Raw genomic sequence first — 20,786 nt, 5'->3', positions numbered from 1 at the left:
GCTACCTCAGGAGAACTGAATGCCTCCCAAGAGCCGTGCCACCAAGGTACGTCGCAAGGAGAAGAAGAACGTCGCTCAGGGCGAAGCCCACATCAAGAGCACGTTCAACAACACCATCGTCACCATCACCGACCCGACCGGCGCGGTCATCTCGTGGGCCTCTGCCGGCACCGTCGGCTTCAAGGGCTCGCGCAAGTCGACCCCGTTCGCTGCCCAGATGGCCGCCGAGGCCGCTGGTCGCCGGGCGCAGGAGCACGGCATGAAGAAGATCGACGTCTTCGTCAAGGGCCCGGGCTCGGGCCGCGAGACGGCGATCCGGTCCCTGGGTGCCATCGGCCTCGAGGTCGGCACCATCCAGGACGTCACGCCCGCCCCCCACAACGGCTGCCGCCCGCCCAAGCGCCGTCGCGTCTGAGCACCAGAGACTAAGGAGACCTTCTAATGGCCCGTTACATCGGTCCCATGACCAAGAAGTCGCGCCGTCTCGGTGTCGACCTCGTCGGTGGTGACGCAGCTTTCGAGCGTCGCCCCTACCCGCCCGGCCAGCACGGCAAGGGCCGCATCAAGGAGAGCGAGTACCTCCTCCAGCTGCGCGAGAAGCAGAAGGCCCGCTTCTCGTACGGCATCCTGGAGCGTCAGTTCCACAAGTACTACGTCGAGGCATCGCGTCGCCAGGGCAAGACCGGCGACAACCTGCTCCAGCTCCTGGAGTGCCGCCTGGACAACGTGGTCTACCGCGCCGGCTTCGCTCGCACCCGCCGTCACGCCCGCCAGCTGGTCGTGCACGGTCACTTCAAGGTGAACGGCCGCAAGGTCGACATCCCCTCGTTCCAGGTCAGCGCCCACGACGTCATCGACGTGCGCGAGAAGTCCCTGGAGATGACCCCGTTCATCGTGGCTCGCGAGACCCACGGCGAGCGCGTCGTCCCCGCCTGGCTCGAGGCCATCCCGACCCGGATGCGAATCCTGGTGCACCAGATCCCGACCCGGGCCCAGATCGACGTCCCGGTCACGGAGCAGCTGATCGTCGAGTTCTACTCGAAGAAGTAAACCGATGACCCGGTGGTCGCGCCTCGCCAGGGGGCGGCCACCGGGCCACGGCGTCGCAAGTCCTCCTCGACACCGCAGTTCGGGCCCGTCAAATGGTGGGTGGGTCCGGAAAGGAAAATTAAGTGCTTATCGCTCAGCGCCCGACCCTGTCGGAAGAGTCCGTTGACGAGTTCCGCTCGAGGTTCGTGATCGAGCCGCTCGAGCCCGGCTTCGGCTACACGCTCGGCAACTCGCTGCGTCGTACCCTGCTCTCCTCCATCCCGGGGGCGGCAGTGACCAGCATCAAGGTCGACACCGTCCTCCACGAGTTCTCCACGATCGAGGGCGTCACCGAGGACGTCACCGAGATCATCCTCAACCTCAAGGGTCTGGTCGTCTCCTCGGAGCACGACGAGCCCGTCACGATGTACCTGCGCAAGTCCGGTGCCGGTGACGTCACCGCCGCCGACATCGCGCCGCCTGCTGGTGTCGAGGTGCACAACCCCGAGCTGCGCATCGCCACGCTGTCCGACAAGGGCAAGCTGGAGATGGAGCTCGTCGTCGAGCGTGGCCGCGGCTACGTCTCCGCGGTGCAGAACAAGGGTGCCGACAACGAGATCGGCCGGATGCCGGTCGACTCCATCTACAGCCCCGTGCTGAAGGTGACCTACAAGGTCGAGGCCACCCGTGTCGAGCAGCGCACCGACTTCGACAAGCTCGTCATCGACGTCGAGACCAAGCCGTCGATCCGTCCCCGCGACGCGATCGCCTCGGCCGGCAAGACCCTGGTCGAGCTCTTCGGCCTGGCGCGTGAGCTCAACGTCGAGGCCGAGGGCATCGACATCGGCCCGTCGCCGGTCGACGAGCAGCTGGCCGCGGACCTCGCCCTCCCGGTCGAGGACCTGCAGCTGACGGTCCGTTCCTACAACTGCCTCAAGCGCGAGGGCATCCACACCGTGGGTGAGCTCATCTCCCGCTCGGAGCAGGACCTGCTCGACATCCGCAACTTCGGTGCCAAGTCCATCGACGAGGTCAAGGCCAAGCTCGTCGAGATGGGTCTGTCCCTCAAGGACAGCGCCCCCGGCTTCGACCCGCACGCCGCGCTCGCCGCCTACAGCGACGACGACGACGACGCGTTCGTCGAGGACGAGCAGTACTGATCCCCGCAACCCCATCTGCTCCGGTACCTGGTACGGCCGGAGAGAAATGAGAAACAGCTATGCCTACGCCCAAGAAGGGTAAGCGCCTCGGCGGTAGCCCCGCCCACCAGCGCCTCATCCTGGCGAACCTGGCCACGGCCCTGTTCGAGCACGGCCGGATCACCACCACCGAGGCCAAGGCGCGCGTCCTGCGCCCGCACGCCGAGAAGCTGATCACCAAGGCGAAGCGTGGCGACCTGCACAACCGTCGTGAGGTCCTCAAGACCATCCGCGACAAGTCGGTCGTCCACCAGCTCTTCACCGAGATCGGCCCGTCGTTCGCCGAGCGTCCGGGTGGCTACACCCGGATCACCAAGATCGGTCCCCGCAAGGGCGACAACGCGCCGATGGCCGTTATCGAGCTGGTGACCGAGGCGTACTCCCCGAAGGCTCCCTCGACCAAGAAGACCGAGGCCGCTGCGGCTCCGGTCGAGGCCGAGGAGACCCCCGCGGAGGAGACCGAGACCAACGAGGCCGCTCCGGCCGAGGTCGAGGCCGAGGGCGTCGACGGTGAGACCGAGGTGGTCTCGACCGAGAACGGCGACGCCGACACCGCCGAGGCACAGTCCACCGAGGACGCCGAGGTCAAGGAGTAACACTCCGCGACCCTGGTTGCACCAGAGCCCGTCACCTGCCTGGCAGGTGGCGGGCTCTCGTGCTTCTCCGGCTTCCCGGGACCGCCGCAACTGCGCACATGAACCTGGGGGCGGGGAGTCAGCGGGGCCAGCGGTCCGTGACGAGCCGGACGGCGTCCGAGACCTGGATCCCCAGCCGTCGGCACTGGGCGACGAACTCGTCCGCCGCCTGTACGGCGCCTGCGCCGGCGGCCGCCGCGCTGCCGCGGACCACCGTGCCGTGCCGGCCGCGGGTCTCGACCACCCCGTCGGCCTCGAGCTCCTTGTAGACCCGGGCGGCGGTGTTCACGGCGAGGCCGAGCCCCTCGGCCAGGGCGCGCACGGTGGGCAGGCGGGTCCCCGGTGCGAGCTCACCGGACGCGACCTTGGCCGCGATCTGGCGACGCACCTGCTCGAAGGGCGGCTCGGGATCGTCGCGGTCCACGTGGGCCAGCGGAGTCTCGGTCATGGAGACGAGTATGGCGCTGGACTCTCGCGGCGCCAGCGGAGAGCATCGCGTCCATGGAACGGGTGCTGGTGGTGGGGGAGTCCCTGGTCGACGTGGTACGCCGTCCCGGTGAGGGGCCGCGCGAGCTTCCTGGGGGCAGTGCCGCCAATGCAGCGGTGGCGCTGGCGCGGTTGGGGCTGCGGGTCAGCATGGTCACCGCGCTCGGTCCCGACGGCAGGGGCCGGCTGCTCCACGACCACCTGGAGAAGGAGGGTGTCGGCTGGGCGAACGATCCGTTCTCCCTGGACCGGACTGCGAGGGCCGAGGCGACGATCGCGGAGGACGGGTCCGCGGCGTACGACTTCAACGTCGTCTGGCGGCTGGCCGAGGTGCCCGCCGTCCCGCCGGCCGACGTCATGCTGGTCAGCTCGTTCGCACCGGTGCTGGAGCCGGGAGCCACCCAGGTGCGTGAGCTCGTCGCCCGAGTCGGGGCCGGGGTTCCGGTGGTCTACGACGTGAACGCCCGCCCGGGCATCACCGGGGCCGGCGCCCCGCTGCTCCGGGCGGTACGGGCGATGGTCGCCCAGTCCGACGTGGTGAAGGCCTCGGACGAGGACCTCGGGGTCCTGATGCCCGGGCTGGACCCGGTGACCGCGGCTCGTCGGCTGCTGTGGGTGGCGGAGGGCGGGCAGGGCGCCGCGGCGGTGGTGGTGACCCTCGGGGAACGCGGGGCGATGTGGGTGGACCGGGACCGGGTGGTGGCCGCCCCGGGGGCGCCCGTGGCGGTGTGGGACACCATCGGCGCGGGTGACACCTTCGGTGCCGCCCTGGTGGCGGCCCTGATCCGCTCCGGCGCGCTCGAGGGGCGGCGCCCGGGCCCGTGCGGGTCTCGGTTCGAGGTCGCCGACGACCGGCTGCTCGAGCTGATGCGGTGGGCGGGACGCGCCGCCGCGGTCACCGTGTCGCGCCCCGGGGCGGACCCGCCGTACCTGGCGGAGCTGCCTCCGTTGAGGCGATAGGGATCCGGCCGCCGCGCAGCCTGGTCCCGCCCAGGTCGGCCACCTCCCCGGCCAGGTACCCCTCACGCATCCCCGAGCCGGACAGCGAGCGCGCTCGGGCCCGGCCGGCGGTGGGGTAGGCGTCGCGCAGCGCGTGCGCGACCTCCGAGGACCTGTCGGCCAGGACCAGCCCCGTCGAGCGTCCGTCGTGGCTGGTGCGTCCGGTGGCCTGGGTCTGGGCCCGCGACTCCGCCTCGGCCAAGCGCCGCGAGACCGACATCCGGAACCCGGCCTGCCACGACCGGCGGAAGGCCGCCTTGTGCTCCCACGGGGGCACCGGGGTCTGGGCCAGCCGGTGCGTGGACTGCATGAGCAGGCTGGTGAAGAGCAGGTCGGTGCGGGTCAGGTCGGACTCGTGCCCGAAGAGGTGCACCGAGTGCTCGGTCGGCCCCTGGGCCACCGGTCGGGTCCGCAGCACGGCCTGGCAGCGCAGCCGGTTGGCGATGTCGCAGAGCAGCTGCGCCTTGTCCCGGGCGTAGGGAGCGTCCAGGCCCACCACCCGGTCCGCCACCCGGTCGCTCCCCGGGTCGTCCGCGGACAGCAGGGCGGCGTCGATCCCGTAGTCGGCGATGAGCTGGGCGGCCTTGGCCGTGTAGGTCTCGGACTCCTCCGGGCTGGCGGCGGGGTCCTCGGCCTTGGCCAGCAGCTTGCGGATCTTGGCGAGCATGTGGGTCTGCGACATCGGTGCTCCGGGCAGTGGCGGGGGATCGGGAGACTCAGGGTGCCAGCGCCCACCGACTCAAGGGTCCCCGCCCTCCACAGGCTCGCCACGCCACGAGCCCTGTGCACAGGGCGAGGGCGCCCAGGCCGGGTCGCGGCCGATGAACGCGACCAGCCGGTCCTGCGCGGAGGCATCGGCGGCGACCGGCTGCGCGGTCCCGGACTGCCCGGACTGCCGGATCGCCGTCTCCATCGCGCGCATCGAGCTCAGCAGCTGCTGGCACGCGTCCGCGTCCAGAGTCACCGGCTGCCCGCTCGCCCGAGCCAGGTCCCAGGAGTGCATGAAGACGTCGGCGGTGTAGAACGACGAGACGGCGCTGGCCAGCTCCTGCTCTCCCACCTGCGGGTGGGAGAAGGCGGACGCCGCCGCTTCGGGGTCGTCCAGGAGCGACTGCACGCCCCGGACCTGGGCGGTCCAGGCGGCCAGCGGGTCCTCGCTCACGGAGGCCCCGGGGGCCAGCGGTGCCCGGACCCGGAGGCGAGGAACGCCGGGAACCACGTCACGAGGTGATCCACCACGTCGCGTGCGGCCCAGCCCGGCACGGGGCTCGGGGCGTCCCAGTCGTCGACGCCCCGGACCAGGTCGGTGAAGGTGGCGGCGACCGCGCGGTGCCGGGCGGCGGGCTGCGCACGCAGCGTCATGACGCCGCGACCTCACCGTCGGCCAGCAGCCGGTCGAGCTTGGCGTAGCCCTCGTGCACCCCGACGTCCATCCCGGAGGAGAGCATCGAGTCCCGTCCCTCGAAGGAGTCGCAGAGCGACTGGGCGTGCAGCCGGGTCCAACCCTCACCCAGGTCGGTGAACCTCATCGTCTCCAGGGCGATGGCCTCGGGCATGCCCTCCCAGGTGAAGGTCTGCACCAGCCGGTGCTCGCTGATCTCGGGGAAGGTGCCGCGGAAGGCGAACTCCTCGCCGTCGCGCTCGCCGACGTAGCGGTAGGAGCCCAGCGTGCGGCAGTCCCAGTGGTCGATGCGCATCGCGACGGAGTCCGGGCCGATCCATCGGGCGAAGACCTCGGGGTCGGTGTGGGCGCGCATGAGCTGGGCGGGGGTGGCGCGGAAGTCTCGCCGGATGTGGATCATCGGGACCGTCGGGTCCGCCTCGATGGCCGCGTCGAGGTATCGCTCGCTGCTGCTGCTCGTGGTCATGGTGCTGTCCCCTCTCGGACGTCTGCGTCGACGGGTGTTGCTCTGTCCTGCTCCTGCTCCTGCATCTGCTCCAGCACCGAGTCCAGGCGCTGGAAGCGTTCCTCCGCCTGACGGCGGTAGCGTTCGATCCACTTGGTCATCAGGTCGAGCACCTCCGCCTCCAGGTGCACCGGGCGGCGCTGGGCCTCCCGGCTGCGACTGACCAGGCCGGCCTCCTCGAGCACCCTCAGGTGCCTGGAGACGGCCTGCAGGCTCACCTCGTACGGCGCCGCGAGCTCGTTGACGGTCGCGTCGCCGGTGGTCAGCCGTGCGACCAGGTCGCGACGCGTGGGATCGGCCAGGGCCGAGAACGCCCTCGAGAGCGGGTCTGCGGCCATCGGGACCACCTTTCTCAACACATCTGTTGATTACAGCGTGGATCGCGCACCGAACCTTTGTCAACCATTTCGTTGAACAGGTGGTGGCGGTCGACCCGCGACGGTCTGGGACAATCGAGTCGTGCGTATCCGGATAGACCTTGCCTACGACGGCACCGACTTCTCCGGGTGGGCGACCCAGCCCGGGCTGCGCACCGTGCAGGAGATGCTGGAGGGCGCCCTGGCCACGGCGCTGCGGGTGCCGCGGGTGCGCGTGGTGGTCGCCGGGCGCACCGACGCCGGGGTGCACGCGCGCGGACAGGTGGCGCACTGCGACGTGGCTCCCGAGGTGCTCGCCGCCTCGGCCGGGCGGTCGCGGGAGACCGCGCTGGAGGCGCTGCTGCGCCGGGTCAACGGCATCGTGGCACCCGACCTGCGAGTACGTCGGCTCAGCGAGGCCCCGGACGGCTTCGACGCCCGCTTCTCCGCCATCTGGCGGCGCTACGTCTACCGGGTCGCCGACGATGCCGCCCTGGTCGACCCGCTGCACCGCCACCACGTGCTGGCCTGGCAGCGACCGCTCGACATCGAGGAGATGAACGCCGCGGCCAAGCCGCTGATCGGCCTCCAGGACTTCGCCGCGTTCTGCCGCCGCCGCGAGGGGGCCACCACGGTGCGCACCCTGCTCGAGCTCAGCTGGGAGCGGGACACGGCCGGTCGCGCCGTCGCCAAGGTGGTGGCGGACGCCTTCTGCCACAACATGGTGCGCTCCCTGGTCGGCTGCCTCCTGGCCGTGGGCGACGGGCGCCGTCCGCCAGCCTGGGCGCTGGAGGTGATGACCTCGCGGGTGCGCAACCCCGCCCTCACCGTGGCGCACGCCCACGGGCTGACCCTGGAGGAGGTCGGCTATCCCGCCGACCAGGAGCTGGCCCGACAGGCCCAGCTGAGCCGGACCATGAGGGAGCTGCCATGACCGAGGAGCAGGAGCACTACTTCACCGCCGATCCGCACGCGCCGTTCAAGCGCGAGGAGATCACCTGCCAGGTGTGGGGGCACGAGCTGCGGCTGGTCAGCGGCTCGGGCGTCTTCAGCCGGGGACACGTGGACCACGCCACCAACGTGCTCTTCGCCGAGACCGAGCCCCCGGTCCAGGGGCGCTTCCTGGACCTCGGCTGCGGCTACGGGGTGATCGGCCTGGCCATCGCCCGTGCGGTGCCGCTGTCGTCGGTGATCGGCGTCGAGGTCAACGAGCGGGCCATCCTGCTGGCCAACGAGAACGCCGCCTCGCTGGGCCTCGCCGGCAAGTTCGTCGCCTGCCGGCCCGATCAGGTGCCGACCACCCAGGTCTTCGACGAGATCTGGTCCAACCCCCCGATCCGGATCGGCAAGCAGGCCCTGCACGAGCTGCTCCTGACCTGGCTGCCCCGGCTGGCCCCCGGCGGCCGCGCGGTGATGGTGGTGGGCAAGCACCTCGGTGCCGACTCGTTGCAGCGCTGGCTCACCGAGCAGGGCTACCCCACGACCAGGCTGGCCAGCCACAAGGGCTTCCGGGTGCTGGAGAGCCGCGCGCCGGGAGCACCTGCCTGACCCGACCCGCCTGACCCGCCCCGCCTGTCGACGACCAGGGATCGGTCAAGATGGGTGCATGGCCTACGTTGCAGCAGCTGACAGGTACGACGACGGTGTCATGGACTACCGGCCCAGCGGCCACAGCGGACTGGTGCTCCCGGCCCTGTCGCTGGGGCTGTGGCAGAACTTCGGGACCGACCGTCCCGAGGAGACCCAGCGGGCCATCCTGCGTCGGGCCTTCGACCGGGGGGTCACCCACTTCGACCTGGCCAACAACTACGGCCCGCCGTACGGGCGGGCGGAGGAGAACCTGGGGCGCTACCTGAGAGACGACTTCGCGGGCCACCGCGACGAGCTGGTGATCTCCACCAAGGCCGGCTGGGACATGTGGCCCGGTCCCTACGGTCAGGGCGGCGGGTCCCGCAAGTACATGCTGGCCAGCCTGGACGCGTCCCTGGGCCGGCTCGGGCTGGACTACGTCGACATCTTCTACAGCCACCGGTTCGACCCCGACACCCCGGTCGAGGAGACGATGATGGCGCTGGACACTGCGGTGCGCTCGGGCCGCGCGCTGTACGTCGGCATCTCCTCCTACTCGGCGACGAAGACGCGCGAGGCGGCAAGCATCGCCCGCGAGCTCGGCACGCCGCTGCTCATCCACCAGCCGTCGTACTCGATGCTCAACCGGTGGATCGAGGAGGACCTGCTCGACGAGCTGGAGGCCCAGGGGATGGGCTGCATCGTGTTCACCGCGCTCGCCCAGGGTCTGCTCACCGACCGCTACCTCCACGGGGTCCCGGCAGACTCGCGCGCCGCCCGCGACGACTCGACCCTGGCCGGCCTGGAGGAGGACGTGCTCTCCCGGGTGCGGTCGCTGAACGCCATCGCCGAGGGTCGGGGGCAGAAGCTGGCCCAGCTGGCGCTCCAGTGGGTGCTGCGCGACCGCCGGGTCACCAGTGCGGTGATCGGGGCCTCGAGCGTGGAGCAGCTGGACACCAACCTGGACGCGCTGGACGGGCCGCCGCTGACCGCCGACGAGCTCGTCGAGATCGACCGGTACGCCGTCGACTCCGGCATCAACCTGTGGGCCAAGCAGACCGAGGACTGACGGCACGCGCATGACGCGGGACCGGGGCGGGTATGAGTCGCAACTTCCCCAGCAGCGAGGTTTCCTCCCATGACTGAACGCATCGTGATCATCGGCGCCGACGCCGCGGGCATGTCCGCGGCCCACCAGGCGCTGCGCACCGCCGAGAAGAACGGGCGAGACCTGCACGTCACCGTCCTGGACAAGGGCCGCTACACCTCCTACTCTGCGTGCGGCATCCCCTACTGGATGGCCGGCGACGTGCCCTCGGGCGACGCCCTCGTCGGGCGCACCCCGGCAGAGCACCGCGAGGCCGGGATCGACCTGCGGCTGGAGTCCGAGGTCACCGGTGTCGACCTGGCCGGCAAGCAGGTCAAGCTGGCCGACGGGCAGACGGTGGAGTACGACGAGCTGGTCGTTGCCACCGGAGCTCCGGCGGCGATCCCGCCGTGGGCGCACGCCGAGGACGGGACGCCGTACGACCGGGTTGGTCCGGTCAAGACCCTGGAGGACGGGGAGGCCTGGCTGGGCCGGTTCGCCCGGGCCGGGGAAGGGGCCCACCTCGTCATCGTCGGCGGCAACTACATCGGGGTGGAGATGGCCGAGATCGCGCTCAAGCGCGGCCTCGGCGTGACCGTGCTGACCAGGTCCCGGGTGATGAGCCTGCTGGAACCGGAGATGTCCGAGCGGGTCGCCCTGGCGCTGACCGAGGCAGGGGTCGAGGTGATCCTCGACGCGGAGATCACCGGACTGCGGGTGTGCGACGGCGTGGTGTGCGGCGTGGAGTGGGAGGGCGGCGGACGCGACTGCGACCTCGTGGTGCTGGCCGTCGGGGTGGAGCCCGCGACCGGCTTCCTGGCCGACAGCGGCCTCCCGATGGGCCCCTCCGGCGGGCTGCGCGCCGAGCCCACGGGGCGGGTCGCGGACGGCGTCTGGGCGGCCGGGGACTGCTGCGAGGTGCGGCGCCGGCTGGTCGGGGACTGGGCTTTCCTGCCTCTGGGCACCCATGCCAACAAGGCCGGGCGAGCGCTGGGCGACAACCTCGGCGGCGGGTCCCTGACCTTCGACGGCGTCCTGGAGACCTCGATCACCCGGTTCGAGGGGGTGGTCAGTACCTCGAGATCGCCCGCACCGGTCTTTCGGTCGACGACGCACGCGAGGCGGGATTCGACCCGGTGAGCCTGCTGACCCCGGGGTCGACCGCCAGCGGCTACATGTTGGAGGCAGAGCCGATGGACATCCTGGTGACCTCGGACCGGGGGAGCCGACGCCTGCTCGGGGTCCAGATCGTCGGAGGGCACGGGTCCGGCAAGCGCATCGACACCGCAGCCGCGGTGCTCTGGCACGAGGGCACGGTGGACGACCTGGCCTGGATGGACCTGTCCTACTCGCCGCCCTTCAGCACCGCCTGGGAGGTGCTGCAGGTCGCCGCGCGTCGGGTGGCCGAGCAGATCTAGGGACGCCGGACGCGGCAGTGGGCCCGAGCCGAACCGGCTCGGGCCCACCGTCAGGTCGCGACGGCCGGCTACTCCGGAATGCCGCTGGCCGGGGGTGCGTCCTCGGCCTGCTCGGAGGTGTCCTCGACGATCTCGGCGTCACCCAGGTCGGTGGTGAGCACCGGCGTCAGCGGTGTGCTCTCGGTGCCCTTGAGCTCCACCAGACGCATGCCCGAGATGCCCATGTGGTTGTCGGCCGAGAAGCGGAACGGCGCCAGCTGGGGGCCGACCATGTCCGGGCCGTTCTCCTCCAGGACCTCGATCAGGCCCTCGCGGGTCAGGTCCTCCCCGGCGGCCTGCAGGGCCTGGACGAAGGCGTAGGCGTGGGACATGCCGTAGATGCGGTAGTTGGTCAGCTCGCCCTTCTTGCCGTGGGCGTCCCAGACCTTCTGCCACAGCTCGACCCACGGGTCCTCCGGCTGGTCCACGCCGGGGATGTACTCCGAGGTCATCACGCCGTCCAGAGCGCCGGCGCCGTCGACGGCGCCCTCGGAGAAGCTGGCCAGCAGGGAGCTGACCAGTGCGGGGTCGGCGCCGATGTTGGCGACGTACCACTTCGGGTCGTAGCCGAGCTTCATGGCCACCAGCTGCGCGAGCGCGGTGTAGGAGGGGGTGTTGAAGGAGAGCACCAGGTCGGCCTTCGCGCCCTGCAGGCCCGCGATCTGCGGTCCCACGTCGGTGTTGCCCGAGGTGTAGCGCTCCACCGCGACGATCTGCTTGTCCAGGAACTGGCGCACGCCCTTCTCGGCGTCCTCGCCCAGGTCGTCGTCCTGCAGGAAGAGGCCGACCTTCGCGTCGGGCATGTTCTCCGCGACGTACTGGCCGATGATCTTGCCCTCGCTCTCGTAGTCGGGCTGCCAGCCGAACGTCATCGGGTTGGTCGCCGGGTCGTCGCCCCAGGCGAGGGAGCCCGACGAGACGAACAGGTCTGGGACGCCCTCGGCGTTGAGGAAGTCGATGACCGCACTGTGGGTGGGGGTGCCCAGCCCGCCGACCATGGCGAAGATCTCGTCCTGCAGGACCAGCTCGTTGGTCACCTTGCTGGTGTTGGTCGGGTTGTAGCCGTCGTCCTTGACCACGTACTCGATCTGCCGGCCGTGGATCCCGCCCTGGGCGTTGACGTAGTCGAAGTAGGCCTGCGCGCCGGTGGGGATCTCGTTGTAGCCCGGGGCGGCGACGCCGGTGAGCGGGAAGTGCCCGCCCACGGTCACGCTGTCCTCGGTGACCCCGACGTCCGAGGCTCCGCCGCCGGCGTCGCCGCCGTCCCCGTCCCCGTCGCCGTCGTCGCGCCCGCCGGCGCCGCAGGCGCTCAGGACGAGCGCCGAGGCGACCAGGCCCGTCAGACCGACCAGCCGGGCCGGTCTCTTGTTCCGTTGACTCATTGCTGTGCTCCCTCTGTGATGGTGGCGGTGTCGCCGGGTGCTGCGAGGTCGGTGGTGGGGTGGCGGGTGGCCCGGGGCGCGGGCGGGGTGGCCAGGCGCCGCGTCCTGCGGCGTACGACGAAGCCGTGCAGGACGCCGTACAGACCGCTGGGGGCCAGCAGGATCACCAGCACCATCACGACGCCGTAGACCAGCGGTGAGAGCTCGGCGGCGGCGATGTCGTCGAGGCCGGCGGCCTTGCCCCACTGGGTGACGACCTGGGGCAGGAAGGTCAGCAGGGCCGCCCCGAGCAGGGCCCCGGAGAGGCTGCCCAGTCCGCCCAGCACCACCGCCGCCAGCAGGGTGAGGCTGAGCGTGAGGGTGAAGGAGCTGGGCGCCGCCAGGCGGACGGTGAGGGCGAGCAGGGCGCCGGCGGCACCGGCGGCGGCGGCGCTCACCATGAAGGCCGAGATCCGGGCCCGAGCCAGGTCGATGCCGGCCAGCTGGGCGGCGACCTCGTCGTCGCGCACCGCCCGCCAGCGCCGGCCCACCCGGCTGCGCGACAGGTTGGCCAGGAGGAGGTAGGTGACCACCAGGGTGGTCCAAGCCAGGAAGGCGACCCACCCGGCGTTGGTCAGCTCCTGTCCGGTGACGAAGAAGGCCGCGTCCAGCACCCACTCCGGGATCGGGGGCACCACGATCCGCAGGCCCTGCTCCCCGCCCAGGGTCTCCTTGAAGTAGAGCGCGATCCCGGGGACGGCGACGGCCAGCGCCAGCGTGGCGCCCGCCAGGTAGGGACCGTGCAGGCGAGCGGCCGCGGCCCCGACGGCGGCCCCCACGACCAGGGTCACCAGCACCGAGGCGAGCAGCACCACCAGCAGCGGGGTGGAGGCGTCCCGGTCGGGCAGCAGCAGGGCGGTGGTGTAGGCCCCGAAGGCCATCAGGGCGCCGTGCCCCAGGGAGAGCTGGCCGTTGAGGCCGGTCAGCACCGTCAGGCCGCCGACCGCGATCCCCAAGTAGGCCATCTCGGCCATCTGGTAGCGGCGGAAGTCGCTCAGCATGCTCAGCACCAGCAGCACCACGACCATCGCCAGCGCGGCGGTGAGCAGGTGACGGGCCAGCGGACTCCGCGGCACCAGCCGCGACGCGGACGACATCAGACCCTCCGCGCGTGGGCGGAGGAGAAGAGCCCGCCCGGGCGCAGCGTGAGGACCACCATCAGGATCAGCAGCGCGGCCAGGGCCACGAGCTGGGACCCCACGTAGCCGCTGACGAAGCTGAGCGAGAGTCCCAGCACCAGGCCGCCGACCACGGCGCCCACCGGGCTGTCGAGACCGCCGAGCACCGCGGCGACGAACCCGAAGACCACCACCGAGTCCATGTAGCCGGGGTGCACCAGGCTGCCGCCCGCGATCAGCAGCCCCGCGAGCGAGCCGACCACCGAGGCCAGCGCCCACCCCAGCGTCATCATCCGTCCCACCCGTACGCCGAGCAGCCGGGCGACCTCGGCGTTGAAGGCCGCGGCGCGCATCCGTAGGCCGACGTCGGTGTAGCGGAACAGCGCCACCAGCAGGGCCATCACCACCAGCACCGCGCCGATGGTGAAGACGCCGAAGCCGGTCAGCGCGATGGTCCGGTCCCCGACCTCGAAGCCCCGGATGCCGAAGGGGGCGGGGAAGGAGCGGTACTCGTTGCCGAAGACCACCGCGGCCAGCGCGTGCAGCACGATGAAGAGCCCCAGGGTCAGGATGACGGCGTTGATCTCCGCCTTGCCCTCCACCGGACGCACCACGACCCGCTCGATGAAGGCGCCCAGCACCAGGCCGGCGACCAGGGCGGCGGCGAACCCGAGCCAGTAGGAGTAGCCGGCGTCGATCACCACCAGGGCGATGAACGTGGTGACCATGGCCATCGGCGCCTGGGCGAAGTTGACCACCCGGGTGGAGCGCCAGATCAGGACCAGGGCGAGCGCGAAGGCGGCGTAGACCATCCCCAGGGTCAGGCCGCCGAGCGCGGTGTTGATGAGCTGTTGCACGCAGTTCTCCGGTCTCTAGAAGCCGAGGTAGGCATGGCGGAGCTGGTCGTCGGCCGCGAGCACGTGCGCGTGCTCGTCGGCGACCACCCGTCCGAGGTCGAGGACGACGCCGTGGTCGGCCACCGAGAGCGCGCTGCGCGCGTTCTGCTCCACCAGCAGCACGGTCAGTCCCTGGTCGGCCACCAGCCCTCGCAGCAGCGCGAAGATCTGGGCGACGATCCGTGGGGCCAGGCCCAGCGACGGCTCGTCCAGGAGCAGCAGCTCCGGCCTGGCCATCAGCGCTCTCCCGATGACCAGCATCTGCCGTTCGCCCCCGGACAGGGTGCCGGCGGCCGCGGCCCGACGGTCCGCCAGGACCCCGAACAGGTCGTAGGCGAGGTCGAGGTCGCCGCCCCGGACCCGGCGAGCGCGACCCAGGCCGCCCAGGCGCAGGTTCTCCTCCACCGTGAGCTCGGTGATGACGCCGCGGCCCTCCGGGACGTGGGCCATGCCCAGGGCAGGCATCGCCTCGGCGGGGGAGCGGTCGATGGCCCGGTCAGCGAGCCTGATGGAGCCGCTGCGGGCGCGGTGCAGCCCCGAGACCGTGCGCAGCAGGGTGGTCTTCCCCGCGCCGTTGGCGCCCAGCACCGCGGTGATCTCGCCACGGCGCGCGGTGAAGGAGACCTCGTGCAGCGCGGTGACCGGGCCGTAGCCGACGGTGAGGGACTCGATGCTGAGCACTAGACGTCCTCCCCGAGGTAGGCGGTGAGGACCGCGGGGTCGTTGCGCACCTCGTCGGGTGTGCCGCCGGCGATGACCCGACCGAAGTCGAGCACCGTGATCTCGTCGCAGACCCGCATCACCAGGTCCATGTGGTGCTCCACCAGCAGCACCGACATGCGGGCGGTGAGGCCGACGATGAGCTGGCCCAGCTCGTCCATCTCGTCCGCGGAGAGACCGCTGGCCGGCTCGTCGAGCAGGAGCAGCTCGGGCTCCGCCACCAAGGCGCGGGCCAGGGCCACGCGCTTGCGCACGGGGTAGGGGAGACTGCCGGGATAGAGACCGGCCACCCGGGCGATGCCCAGGGCCTCCAGCGTGCTCATCGCCCGCTCGCGGAGCTCCTGCTCCTCGCGCCAGGAGCGGGGCAGGGCCAGCAGCGAGGCCAGGAAGCCGGTGCCGGCGTGCCGGTCGGCCCCGGTCATCACGTTCTCCAGCACCGTGACGCGGTCGAAGAGGCCGAGCCCTTGCAGTGTGCGGGCGATGCCGAGGCCGGCCAGGCTGTGCGGACGCAGGTGGGTGAGCTCGGAGCCGTGGCGCAGGATCCGTCCCTCGTCGGGGCGCACGAAGCCGCATGCCACGTTGAACAGCGTCGTCTTCCCTGCCCCGTTGGGGCCGATGACGCCGTGCACGGTCCGGGGCCGCACCCGCAACCCCACGCCGTCCAGGGCGAGGAGCCCGCCGAACCGCACGGTGACGTCTGCGAGCTCGAGGTCCACGGCGGTCTCGGGGGCCGACTGGGACTCTCGGGGCGGGGCGCTCAACGGACCTCCTGGGCCTGGATGTGCTCTGTGACCTGCACCACCATGGGGCGAGACGCACATCACGGTCATTGGGCGCAACGCCCAGAAAGTCTTGGCTCGGTGGCCTGAATCGTCCGCACGGGCTGGTCAACGTTGTGCAGTCAGTGCGAACGTGCTCGCATGCGGTCCACTGCCATCAATGCCAAGGACGCGCCGTCGCCCGCCCTGAGCGAGGCCCTGCACGAGGCCCTCCACGACGCCTGGGCCCTGCTGCTCGACCAGTCGGACACCATCGCCGACAGCATCACCCTGACCCTGTTCGAGCGGGACGCCGACCTGTGGGAGCGCATCGGGCCGGAGTTCCGCGCCGACGTGCGCGCCAGCACCCGCGTGCACATCCGGCGCGGCCTGCGCATCCTCTCGGCGCGCGACAGGGGGGACGACCCCGCGCCGGCGGGGGAGACTGCGGTGGAGCTGTGGCGCGACACGGGGCGGCGCCGGGCGCGGCAGGGAGTGCCCCTGGAGCTGGTGCTCAACGCCTACACCCTGGGGGCCCGCATCCTCTGGGAGGCGCTGGTGGCCAGGGTCTCGGCGGACCCGGCGATCGAGGTCGACGACCAGGTGCTGCTGATGGCGGCCCGCACGGTGTGGACCAACCTCGACGTCCAGAACGCGGTGCTCATCGACGCCTACCGCCGGGAGAGCGCCCGGATGCAGCGTCAGGACCTGCAGCGCGAGCAGGGCGTGCTGGACGGGCTGATCGAGGGCCGCGGCGCGGACCCGGTCTTCGCCGAGGAGGCGCGCACCGCGCTGGAGATCGGCCCGGACGACGCGATCGCCTGCGTGGTCGCGCTGTCGGACGGAGTGGACGTCGGGGACGCCCTGGCCCCGGTCGAGGACCGGCTGGACCGGCTGGGCATCACCGCGCGCTGGCACGTCCGCTCCGGCGTCTACTACGGCCTGCTGTCGGGCCCGCTGCCTGACGAGGCCGGCCTGGTGGAGCTGTTCTCCGCGCACTCACCGGTCCGGATGGGGGTGGCCAGCAGCACCGGCGGGATGGCCGGCTTCGCCACCGCCTACCAGCTCGCCCACCGGGCCGCGGAGACCGTGCGCCGCGGCGTACGCCGGGTGGTTGCGGTCTCCGACCGGCTGCCGGAGGTGCTGCTCGCCGGCAGCCCGCAGGTGGCGCCCCGGCTGCTGGCAGAGACCCTGGGGCCGCTGCTCGCCCAGCCACGCGGGCAGGCCCAGACCCTGGTCGACACCCTGGCGGCGCTGCTGCGGCACGACGGCTCGCCCACCCATGCGGCCGTGGAGCTCTACTGCCATCGCAACACCGTGATCTACCGGATGAAGCAGATCGAGCAGCTCACCGGGCGGTCGCTGGCCGATCCGCGCGACAAGATGCTGCTGGGACTGGCGCTGATGGCCCACGGACGCTGAGCGGGTCTGTGGCACCGCGGGCGTCGACTACGCTTCTGCGGTGACCGGCACCCTGGTGGCCAAGGACCTGGCCGGCGGCCATGGACACCGCACCCTCTTCGAGTCCCTCGACCTCACCGTGGCACCCGGCGACGTGGTGGGCGTGGTCGGCGCCAACGGTGCGGGCAAGTCCACCCTCCTGGCTCTGCTGGCCGGTCAGCTCGCCCCGCTCGCGGGGACTGTGACCACCGCGCCCTCGGACGCCTTCGTCGGTTGGCTGCCCCAGGAGCACGAGCGGTTGCCCGGCGAGACGGTCGGGGACTACCTCGCCCGACGTACCGGCGCGGCGGCGGCCACCACGGCGATGGAGGCGACCGCCGAGCTGCTGGGCTCCGACACCCCCGGCGCCGACGACGCCTACGCGGCGGCCCTGGACCACTGGCTGGCCAGCGGCGCCGCGGACCTGGCGGACCGGATCCCGGGCACGCTCGCCGACCTCGGCCTGGACGTCGGCGCCGAGGCGCTGATGACGTCGCTCTCCGGCGGCCAGGCCGCCCGGGTGGCTCTCGCCGCGCTGCTGCTCAGCCGGTTCGACGTGGTGCTGCTGGACGAGCCGACCAACGACCTCGACCTCGACGGCCTGGCCCGGCTGGAGTCCTTCGTGCGCGGGCTGCGCGCCGGGGTGGTGCTGGTCTCCCACGACCGGGAGTTCCTGTCCCGGTGCGTGACCCGGGTCGTGGAGCTGGACCTGGCCCAGCACCAGGTCGCGGTGTACGACGGGGGCTACGACGCCTTCCTCGAGGAGCGGGCGGTGGCTCGACGGCACGCGCGCGAGGCCTACGAGCAGTTCGCGGACAAGAAGTCGGACCTGCAGTCGCGGGCGCGGACCCAGCGGGAGTGGAGCTCCCAGGGGGTGCGCAACGCGATGAAGAAGGCGCCCGACAACGACAAGATACGGCGCAAGGCGCAGAGCGAGTCGAGCGAGAAGCAGGCGCAGAAGGTTCGTCAGATGGAGAGCCGGATCGCCCGGCTGGACGAGGTGGAGGAACCGCGCAAGGAGTGGGCCCTGCAGTTCGAGATCGCCGCCGCGCCGCGCTCCTCCAGCGTGGTGGCCACCCTGGACGGCGCCACCGCCCAGCGCGGTGACTTCGTTCTCGGACCGGTGTCGGTGCAGGTCAGCGCCGGGGACCGGATCGGGATCACCGGCCCCAACGGCGCCGGCAAGACCACCCTGCTGCGACTGCTCCTGGGGCACGAGCCGCCCACGGCCGGACGGGCCTCCCTGGGGGCCAGCGTCGCGGTCAGCGAGATCGACCAGTCCCGCACCGGCCTGCCCGAGGACGTGCCGCTCTCCGACGCCTTCGAGGCAGCGGTGCCGAGCATGACCTCGGCAGAGGTGCGCACCCTGCTGGCCAAGTTCGGGCTCAAGGCGGACCAGGTCGAGAGCCTGGTGGCCCGGCTCTCGCCGGGGGAGCGGACCCGCGCCGCGATGGCGCTGCTCCAGGCCCGCGGCGTCAACCTGCTGGTGCTCGACGAGCCCACCAACCACCTCGACCTCCCGGCCATCGAGCAGCTGGAGCAGGCCCTGGAGTCCTACACCGGCACCCTGCTGCTGGTCTCCCACGACCGGCGGCTGCTGGAGAACGTGCGGCTGGACCAGCGCTGGCACGTGGAGCAGGGCCAGGTCCGGGTTGACTGACCTGCGGGTGGCCACCGCCAACGCGGCCTCGGGACGGACCGGCCTCGGCAGCGCCCGTGACCTGCCCGGCTGGGCGGCGTCGGCCGCCTCGCTGGACGTCGACGTGCTGGCGGTCCAGGAGGTCGACCACCTGCTGCCCAGGTCCGGCAGCGCCGACCAGACGGCCGAGATCGCGGCGGCCTGCGCCGGCACCGGGCCCGCCTGGTCGTCGCGGTTCGCCGCCGCGGTGCACGGGACGCCGGGGCGCAGCACCACCATGCGCCCGGCGCCCGCGACCCTGCCGCACGAGCCGTCGTACGGGATCGCGCTGCTCAGCAGGTACGCCGTCCGGAACTGGCACGAGCTGCGGATGGCGCCGGCCCGCTTCGTGGTGCCGGTGCCTGACGAGCAGCGGGCGGCGCTGGCCGCGGAGGTCGTGACCCCCGGCGGCGCGGTCACCGTGGTCGCCACGCACCTCTCCTTCGCGCCCCTGCGAGCGGCGGTGCAGCTGCGCGAGCTGGTGGCGTGGGCCGCCGACCTGCCGCGGCCGCTGGTGCTGCTCGGCGACCTCAACCTCCCCGGGCGCCTCCCGGCACGGCTGACCGGGTGGACGCCCGGGGTCAGCGCCGCCACCTATCCGGCGTCGCGCCCGGTGGTCCAGCTCGACCACGTGCTCCTGGACGCCGGCGGAACGGGCGCGCGGCTCATCGACGGCCAGGCGCGGACCGTGGGGCGCAGCGACCACCTGGGACTGCGGGCCGAGCTGGTGCTGGACGGGTGAGGTGTGCTCGGGTTCCTACGTCTTGGCGACGAGCTCGTCGTCCACGATGACGGGCCGGCAGGCCCGTAGCCCTGCCCAGGTGAACGGCACCGCGGTGGCCGCGAGGAGCACGAGGACCAGGGTCCAGCCACCGGTCGCTTCGTGGAGCAGACCGACCAGGACCGGTCCTGCCGCGGCGGCGAGGTAGCCGACGGGCTGCACGAAGCCGGAGAGCTGTGCCGTGACCTCGGGGTGTCGGGTCCGTGCTGGCAGCAGCGCGATGGCCAGCGGGAAGGCGAAGCCGGCCACGCCCAGCATCAGCGCCCACAGCCACGGCACGGTCGCCGGCGCGCGCAGGAGACCGAGGTAGCCGGCGGCCAGCAGGACGCCGAAGGAGACGACGTACGGCGAGAGGGTGCGTGCCCGGATGATCAGCGTCGGCATCGCGAGGCTGCCGACGATGCCGGTCGCAGCGAGCAGCGCTTGGAGCGTCCCGGCGTAGTTCGGCGACAGCCCGGCGTCGCGGTAGACCTGCGGGAGCCAGCCCAGCTGGACATAGGCGTGCATCGACTGGATGCCGAAGAGCGCGGCCATCGCGACCGCAGTCGGCGAGCTCCGCACCCGGCCGCTGGGGGCCAACCCGTCGTCGAGGCGCTCGGCGGGGTTGCGGCGCTCGTGGAACGCCAACCAGCCCCAGAGTGCCAGGGCCGGGAGCAGCAGCAGACCCCAGGCGCCGAGCGCCAGGTCGACCCCGCCCAGCGCGGTGGACATAGGAGCGGCGAGGAGTGAGCCGAGAGAACCCCCGACGACGAGGCCGGTGCCGTAGACGGTGGCGAGACGGACCTGGCGGGTGCCGCCGTAGCGCTTGATCCACGCAGGGACCAGCACGTTGCCGAGAGCCATCCCCGCCAGTGCCAGGGTGCTGAGCACCAGGAAGACCGCCGCCGAGTCGGTGGTGGCGCGCAGGAGCAGCCCGACGGCAGCAGCCACCAGACCGATGGCGATGCCTCCCGTGGTGCCGACCCGGCGTGCGAAGCGGACCGCCGTGGCGCCCGCGAGCGCGAAGCACAGGCCGGGCAGACCGGTCAGCAGGCCGGCGAGGCCGCCGCCCATTCCCAGGCTGGTCCGGACCTCCTCGAGGACCGGACCGATCGCCGACGCGCCCGGACGGAGGTTGATCGAGACGAGGACGACGGCGAGCAGTGCCACGGTGCCGCTCACCGCGAAGCGTGGCGGCACGGGTCGAGTCACTCGGTGACCCTATGCCGGGGTTCCAGGACGCCGATCAGGGCACCTAGGTCATCGACAAC

The 20,786-nt window shown here is 72.0% G+C and carries 25 protein-coding genes; 13 read left to right on the top strand and 12 right to left on the bottom strand.

Annotation, left to right across the window (positions count from 1 at the left end):
* Positions 1-19: 19 nt before the first annotated feature.
* The 4 genes from rpsK (at position 20) to rplQ (ending at position 2,824) form a co-directional block, all read left to right on the top strand.
* Positions 20-415, top strand: a complete 396-nt coding sequence (rpsK, locus tag C0R66_RS13980; RefSeq protein WP_101525222.1) for a 30S ribosomal protein S11 — start codon at positions 20-22, stop codon at positions 413-415.
* Positions 416-441: 26 nt separating this feature from the next.
* A complete protein-coding gene (gene rpsD, locus C0R66_RS13975) occupies positions 442-1,050 on the top strand; it encodes a 30S ribosomal protein S4 (protein ID WP_101525221.1) in 609 nt (202 codons plus the stop codon).
* 122 nt (positions 1,051-1,172) lie between these two features.
* A complete protein-coding gene (locus tag C0R66_RS13970; RefSeq protein ID WP_101525220.1) occupies positions 1,173-2,189 on the top strand; it encodes a DNA-directed RNA polymerase subunit alpha in 1,017 nt (338 codons plus the stop codon).
* A 59-nt stretch (positions 2,190-2,248) separates the two neighbouring features.
* The gene (gene rplQ / locus C0R66_RS13965) at positions 2,249-2,824 is read left to right on the top strand and encodes a 50S ribosomal protein L17 (protein ID WP_101525219.1); all 576 of its coding nucleotides are present in this window, start codon (positions 2,249-2,251) and stop codon (positions 2,822-2,824) included.
* Between the two features lie 118 nt (positions 2,825-2,942).
* Here rplQ and C0R66_RS13960 read toward each other — a convergent pair whose 3' ends face one another.
* Complete coding sequence (locus tag C0R66_RS13960; RefSeq protein ID WP_101525218.1) at positions 2,943-3,311, bottom strand: GntR family transcriptional regulator; 369 nt, start codon at positions 3,309-3,311, stop codon at positions 2,943-2,945.
* 53 nt (positions 3,312-3,364) lie between these two features.
* Between C0R66_RS13960 and C0R66_RS13955 the strand changes: the two genes are divergently transcribed.
* Positions 3,365-4,309, top strand: a complete 945-nt coding sequence (locus tag C0R66_RS13955; protein WP_241901449.1) for a carbohydrate kinase family protein — start codon at positions 3,365-3,367, stop codon at positions 4,307-4,309.
* On the opposite strand, the gene C0R66_RS13950 is transcribed toward C0R66_RS13955, so the two are convergent.
* The 5 genes from C0R66_RS13950 to C0R66_RS13935 are packed head-to-tail and all read right to left on the bottom strand — an operon-like array spanning position 4,245 to position 6,593.
* Positions 4,245-5,030 carry a DUF2786 domain-containing protein gene (locus C0R66_RS13950; protein WP_101525217.1) on the bottom strand — a complete coding sequence of 262 codons (786 nt, stop codon included), beginning with the start codon at positions 5,028-5,030 and terminating at the stop codon, positions 4,245-4,247. The genes C0R66_RS13955 and C0R66_RS13950 overlap by 65 nt on opposite strands.
* A gap of 57 nt (positions 5,031-5,087) precedes the next feature.
* Positions 5,088-5,510: a DinB family protein gene (locus C0R66_RS13945; protein WP_241901448.1), complete on the bottom strand. Its 423-nt coding sequence runs from the start codon at positions 5,508-5,510 to the stop codon at positions 5,088-5,090.
* Complete coding sequence (locus C0R66_RS19585) at positions 5,507-5,710, bottom strand: maleylpyruvate isomerase N-terminal domain-containing protein (RefSeq protein ID WP_241901447.1); 204 nt, start codon at positions 5,708-5,710, stop codon at positions 5,507-5,509. Before C0R66_RS19585 ends, C0R66_RS13945 begins: the two co-directional genes overlap by 4 nt.
* Positions 5,707-6,216: an SRPBCC domain-containing protein gene (locus tag C0R66_RS13940; RefSeq protein WP_101525216.1), complete on the bottom strand. Its 510-nt coding sequence runs from the start codon at positions 6,214-6,216 to the stop codon at positions 5,707-5,709. Before C0R66_RS13940 ends, C0R66_RS19585 begins: the two co-directional genes overlap by 4 nt.
* Complete coding sequence (locus C0R66_RS13935) at positions 6,213-6,593, bottom strand: ArsR/SmtB family transcription factor (RefSeq protein WP_101525215.1); 381 nt, start codon at positions 6,591-6,593, stop codon at positions 6,213-6,215. The genes C0R66_RS13940 and C0R66_RS13935 overlap by 4 nt, the downstream gene beginning before the upstream one ends.
* Positions 6,594-6,714: 121 nt before the next feature.
* Here C0R66_RS13935 and truA point away from each other — a divergent pair, with 121 nt between their 5' ends.
* From truA to C0R66_RS19080, 5 genes are all read left to right on the top strand, one after another.
* Positions 6,715-7,545 carry a tRNA pseudouridine(38-40) synthase TruA gene (truA, locus tag C0R66_RS13930; protein ID WP_101525214.1) on the top strand — a complete coding sequence of 277 codons (831 nt, stop codon included), beginning with the start codon at positions 6,715-6,717 and terminating at the stop codon, positions 7,543-7,545.
* Positions 7,542-8,159, top strand: coding sequence for a class I SAM-dependent methyltransferase (locus C0R66_RS13925; RefSeq protein ID WP_101525213.1), 618 nt, complete (start codon positions 7,542-7,544; stop codon positions 8,157-8,159). Before truA ends, C0R66_RS13925 begins: the two co-directional genes overlap by 4 nt.
* Positions 8,160-8,217: 58 nt before the next feature.
* Entirely contained in the window at positions 8,218-9,249 is a 1,032-nt protein-coding gene (gene mgrA, locus C0R66_RS13920) for an L-glyceraldehyde 3-phosphate reductase (protein WP_101525212.1), read from the top strand.
* A gap of 69 nt (positions 9,250-9,318) precedes the next feature.
* Positions 9,319-10,407, top strand: a complete 1,089-nt coding sequence (locus tag C0R66_RS13915; RefSeq protein ID WP_199286693.1) for an NAD(P)/FAD-dependent oxidoreductase — start codon at positions 9,319-9,321, stop codon at positions 10,405-10,407.
* On the top strand, positions 10,404-10,685 hold the full coding sequence (locus C0R66_RS19080) for a hypothetical protein (protein ID WP_199286973.1): 282 nt from the start codon (positions 10,404-10,406) through the stop codon (positions 10,683-10,685). The genes C0R66_RS13915 and C0R66_RS19080 overlap by 4 nt, the downstream gene beginning before the upstream one ends.
* Positions 10,686-10,753: 68 nt before the next feature.
* Here the strand turns inward: C0R66_RS19080 and C0R66_RS13910 are convergent, their stop codons facing one another.
* From C0R66_RS13910 to C0R66_RS13890, 5 genes are read right to left on the bottom strand one after another with little or no spacing between them, the layout of a single operon-like run.
* A complete protein-coding gene (locus tag C0R66_RS13910; RefSeq protein WP_101525211.1) occupies positions 10,754-12,106 on the bottom strand; it encodes an ABC transporter substrate-binding protein in 1,353 nt (450 codons plus the stop codon).
* Entirely contained in the window at positions 12,103-13,242 is a 1,140-nt protein-coding gene (locus C0R66_RS13905) for a branched-chain amino acid ABC transporter permease (protein WP_101525210.1), read from the bottom strand. Before C0R66_RS13905 ends, C0R66_RS13910 begins: the two co-directional genes overlap by 4 nt.
* Positions 13,242-14,120, bottom strand: coding sequence for a branched-chain amino acid ABC transporter permease (locus C0R66_RS13900; protein WP_101525209.1), 879 nt, complete (start codon positions 14,118-14,120; stop codon positions 13,242-13,244). Before C0R66_RS13900 ends, C0R66_RS13905 begins: the two co-directional genes overlap by 1 nt.
* 15 nt (positions 14,121-14,135) lie before the next feature.
* Complete coding sequence (locus C0R66_RS13895) at positions 14,136-14,840, bottom strand: ABC transporter ATP-binding protein (RefSeq protein ID WP_101525208.1); 705 nt, start codon at positions 14,838-14,840, stop codon at positions 14,136-14,138.
* Positions 14,840-15,640: an ABC transporter ATP-binding protein gene (locus C0R66_RS13890; protein ID WP_241901446.1), complete on the bottom strand. Its 801-nt coding sequence runs from the start codon at positions 15,638-15,640 to the stop codon at positions 14,840-14,842. The genes C0R66_RS13895 and C0R66_RS13890 overlap by 1 nt, the downstream gene beginning before the upstream one ends.
* A 159-nt stretch (positions 15,641-15,799) precedes the next feature.
* Between C0R66_RS13890 and C0R66_RS13885 the strand changes: the two genes are divergently transcribed.
* Genes C0R66_RS13885 through C0R66_RS13875 form a run of 3 tightly spaced genes read left to right on the top strand, consistent with a single transcriptional unit; the run spans position 15,800 to position 19,497 of the window.
* Positions 15,800-17,059 (top strand): PucR family transcriptional regulator, encoded by a 1,260-nt coding sequence (locus C0R66_RS13885; RefSeq protein WP_101525206.1) that lies wholly within the window; start codon positions 15,800-15,802, stop codon positions 17,057-17,059.
* 40 nt (positions 17,060-17,099) lie between these two features.
* Positions 17,100-18,737, top strand: a complete 1,638-nt coding sequence (locus C0R66_RS13880) for an ABC-F family ATP-binding cassette domain-containing protein (protein ID WP_101525205.1) — start codon at positions 17,100-17,102, stop codon at positions 18,735-18,737.
* Positions 18,730-19,497, top strand: coding sequence for an endonuclease/exonuclease/phosphatase family protein (locus C0R66_RS13875; RefSeq protein ID WP_199286692.1), 768 nt, complete (start codon positions 18,730-18,732; stop codon positions 19,495-19,497). The genes C0R66_RS13880 and C0R66_RS13875 overlap by 8 nt, the downstream gene beginning before the upstream one ends.
* A gap of 15 nt (positions 19,498-19,512) precedes the next feature.
* On the opposite strand, the gene C0R66_RS13870 is transcribed toward C0R66_RS13875, so the two are convergent.
* Entirely contained in the window at positions 19,513-20,727 is a 1,215-nt protein-coding gene (locus tag C0R66_RS13870) for an MFS transporter (protein ID WP_101525204.1), read from the bottom strand.
* Positions 20,728-20,786 lie beyond the last annotated feature (59 nt).

It is taken from the genome of Nocardioides houyundeii, from assembly GCF_002865585.1.
GTDB classification, from domain to species: Bacteria; Actinomycetota; Actinomycetes; order Propionibacteriales; family Nocardioidaceae; genus Nocardioides; species Nocardioides houyundeii.
Note: the sequence above shows the minus strand (reverse complement) of the source record. Positions and strands in the feature narration are given on the sequence as shown.

Excerpts from the sequence above, each read along its gene's own strand:
- C0R66_RS13925 (WP_101525213.1), top strand. The coding sequence starts at position 7,542 with ATGACCGAGGAGCAGGAGCACTACTTCACCGCCGATCCGCACGCGCCG.
- C0R66_RS13885 (WP_101525206.1), top strand. The coding sequence starts at position 15,800 with ATGCGGTCCACTGCCATCAATGCCAAGGACGCGCCGTCGCCCGCCCTG.
- rpsD (WP_101525221.1), top strand. The coding sequence starts at position 442 with ATGGCCCGTTACATCGGTCCCATGACCAAGAAGTCGCGCCGTCTCGGT.
- C0R66_RS13910 (WP_101525211.1), bottom strand. The coding sequence starts at position 12,106 with ATGAGTCAACGGAACAAGAGACCGGCCCGGCTGGTCGGTCTGACGGGC.
- mgrA (WP_101525212.1), top strand. The coding sequence starts at position 8,218 with ATGGCCTACGTTGCAGCAGCTGACAGGTACGACGACGGTGTCATGGAC.
- C0R66_RS13940 (WP_101525216.1), bottom strand. The coding sequence starts at position 6,216 with ATGACCACGAGCAGCAGCAGCGAGCGATACCTCGACGCGGCCATCGAG.
- rplQ (WP_101525219.1), top strand. The coding sequence starts at position 2,249 with ATGCCTACGCCCAAGAAGGGTAAGCGCCTCGGCGGTAGCCCCGCCCAC.
- C0R66_RS19585 (WP_241901447.1), bottom strand. The coding sequence starts at position 5,710 with ATGACGCTGCGTGCGCAGCCCGCCGCCCGGCACCGCGCGGTCGCCGCC.
- C0R66_RS13935 (WP_101525215.1), bottom strand. The coding sequence starts at position 6,593 with ATGGCCGCAGACCCGCTCTCGAGGGCGTTCTCGGCCCTGGCCGATCCC.
- C0R66_RS13915 (WP_199286693.1), top strand. The coding sequence starts at position 9,319 with ATGACTGAACGCATCGTGATCATCGGCGCCGACGCCGCGGGCATGTCC.
- rpsK (WP_101525222.1), top strand. The coding sequence starts at position 20 with ATGCCTCCCAAGAGCCGTGCCACCAAGGTACGTCGCAAGGAGAAGAAG.
- C0R66_RS13960 (WP_101525218.1), bottom strand. The coding sequence starts at position 3,311 with ATGACCGAGACTCCGCTGGCCCACGTGGACCGCGACGATCCCGAGCCG.
- C0R66_RS13905 (WP_101525210.1), bottom strand. The coding sequence starts at position 13,242 with ATGTCGTCCGCGTCGCGGCTGGTGCCGCGGAGTCCGCTGGCCCGTCAC.
- C0R66_RS13955 (WP_241901449.1), top strand. The coding sequence starts at position 3,365 with ATGGAACGGGTGCTGGTGGTGGGGGAGTCCCTGGTCGACGTGGTACGC.
- C0R66_RS13950 (WP_101525217.1), bottom strand. The coding sequence starts at position 5,030 with ATGTCGCAGACCCACATGCTCGCCAAGATCCGCAAGCTGCTGGCCAAG.